The following is a 2,363-nucleotide window of genomic DNA, read 5'->3' as shown; positions in this document are numbered from 1 at the left end:
GCGCTGGAAGGCGCGCGGCGACCCGGGGCTCCCGTGACCGAAGAGACATCGTCGACCGATCATGCACGCTCGGCCGACGTACGCGCCCCTAGCCTTCGGCCGCGTTGAAGCGGATCGGGATGCGGACGCTGGCTCCGTCGACGGCCTGGCCGTTCTCCATCTGCGGGCTCATCTTGAAGAACCGCGACAGCTTGATGGCGGCCTTGCCGAAGCCTTCTTCCGAAGGGGTTTCGTCCAGCACGCTGCAGGCCTGGATCGTGCCGTTGGCGGCCACCGTGCAGTTCAGCGTGGCCAGGCCRCCGACGCCCCGGCGCATGGCGCTTTCGGGGTAGAAGCGGCTGAACTCCGACGCGCCGGGCTTCTTCAGCCAGTTGGGGCGGGTGACCATCTTGAGTTGGGGCGGATCAGGCTGCGAGATCGGGCCGCGCGGCAGGTCGGTGTTCAGATCGACCGGCCCCGGGCCCGGAGGCGTCTTGGGCCCGTCGAACGGCTTGACGGGCAGGGGATCGACCGGCGGCGTGTCGGGGAAGGGCACGGGCTTGTGGATCAGCGGCGGGTTGGAGGTCTTGGGATGCTGGATCGGCTTTTCGGGCTCTGGTGGGGGCGCGGGCGGCGGATAGAGCGGAACCTCGAAGCCGCGCGGTTCGACGATCTCGGGCGGAGCCACCCACTTCTGATAGGCCAGATAGGCGAACAGGCCCGCATGGGCGGCCGAGACGACGACCAGGGCGGCGAACAGGGCCTTCGACGGCTTGCCCCGCGGGGCGTCCAGGCCGGGGATGTAGGAACCGACCGTGCCTTCGTACGCAACCATGACAACCTCCTTCTGCATCGGCCGCCCTGAAGAAGCCGGGGCCGATGAAGCAAGCCTGTCACGTCGAATTACGTTTGTAAATATTACGAGCGTAGAATTTTTACATCTGTAACTGCGTCAACCGGACACAGGCAATTTCTGCCGGGTGGTTAAGGCGTGATTAACCATGCGCGTCCACATCTTCGGGCATGGCGAATGTCACCTCCATACGCAGTGTCGTCGAGTCGGCGATCCAGCGCGCGTCCAGCGCGACGGGCGTCGACTTCACATTCCTGATGGGCACGGCCAAGCGCGAGAGCGGCTACAATCCCGCCGCCAAGGCGCGGACCTCGTCGGCCTCGGGCCTGTTCCAGTTCGTCGACCAGACCTGGCTTTCGACGCTGAAGAAGCACGGCGCCAAGTACGGTTACGCCCGCTACGCCGACCTGATCCAGCAAGGTTCGGACGGCAAGTACCGGGTCGCCGGCGACGAGGCCCGCAAGACCGTGCTGGGCCTGAAGCTGGACCCGCACGCCGCCTCGCTGATGGCCGGTGAACTGGCCAGCGACCACGCCTCCTATCTGCGCGGCCGGGTGGGGCGCTCGCCCACCTCCGGCGAACTCTACGCCGCCCACTTCCTGGGTCCCGCGGGTTCGGCCCGACTGATCGAGGCGGCCGGCAATTCGCCCGGCGCCAGCGCCGCGGCGATGTTCCCGGACGCGGCGGCCGCGAACCGGTCGATCTTCTATCGCGAAGGTCGTCCGGCCACGGTCAGCGAGGTCTACGCCAACCTGACCCGGACGGGCGGCGGCGGCGAGGTTCCGTCCACGCCGACCACCTCGCCGGACACCGACCAGGGCTTCGTCCAGTACGCCACCGGCCGCCGGCTGGAGCGCATCCAGCAGCAGGAAGCGCTGGTCAGCCTGATCCTGCGCGGCTCGCAGGACGCCGACGACGGTTTCAGCCTCGCCTCGAACCTGCGTTCGGGCGGCGGCTCGTCCGCCTCGCGGATGACCAGCTCGATGTTCTCGTCAGAGATGCTGAGGGTGCTGTCCGACGCCAGCGACGGCGGCAAGAGCAAGCGGTAGGGGCCTTCGGGGTCCTCTTCCACCTATCCAAATAACAACCGTCATTCCGGGCCTTGTGCCCGGAATGACGGCTGAAAGGAAATGGGTTTAAGGGCGAGCGCTCGTCACCCGTTCAATCTCATTCTCCGACCACCCGATCTCCGCCAGCACCGACGCCGTGTGCTCGCCCAGCCCCGGCGCAGGCCCTCTAGGCCCGTCCTCCGCCCCCGGGAACCGGGCCGGACCGGCCGGGGCGGGGAAGGTCCCGCCGTTGCCGTCCGGGGTCTCCACGAAGCAGCCCGCCGCGGCCGCCTGCGGATCGGTGACGAGGTCGCGCGGCGTCTGCCAGGGCGCCCAGGTCAGGTCTCCGGCGTCCAGCGCCTCGGCGGCCTGGGCGTAGTCCATGGCCCCGAAGGCTTCGTCCAGGATGTCGACCAGGGCCGGGCCGTTCTCGCGGCGCAGGCGGGCGCTGGTGAAGCGCGGGTCCTCGGTCAACTCGGGAC

Annotated in this window: 3 protein-coding genes; 1 reads left to right on the top strand and 2 read right to left on the bottom strand. The window is 68.5% G+C overall.

The features are described from left to right. Positions 1-88: 88 nt before the first annotated feature. Positions 89-814, bottom strand: a complete 726-nt coding sequence (locus AC1DZ6_RS23660) for an energy transducer TonB family protein (protein WP_477099552.1) — start codon at positions 812-814, stop codon at positions 89-91. A gap of 188 nt (positions 815-1,002) precedes the next feature. Here AC1DZ6_RS23660 and AC1DZ6_RS23655 point away from each other — a divergent pair, with 188 nt between their 5' ends. Further along, the gene (locus AC1DZ6_RS23655) at positions 1,003-1,881 is read left to right on the top strand and encodes a transglycosylase SLT domain-containing protein (RefSeq protein WP_477099551.1); all 879 of its coding nucleotides are present in this window, start codon (positions 1,003-1,005) and stop codon (positions 1,879-1,881) included. Between the two features lie 87 nt (positions 1,882-1,968). Here AC1DZ6_RS23655 and AC1DZ6_RS23650 read toward each other — a convergent pair. Continuing rightward, positions 1,969-2,363 (bottom strand): CoA transferase (locus AC1DZ6_RS23650; RefSeq protein WP_477099550.1); only part of this gene is annotated, 395 nt, incomplete at its 5' end.

Source organism: Caulobacter sp. P1_B12_2 (assembly GCF_056406675.1).
The sequence above is the reverse complement of the archived record's forward strand: the minus strand, read 5'-3'. Positions and strand labels throughout refer to the sequence as shown.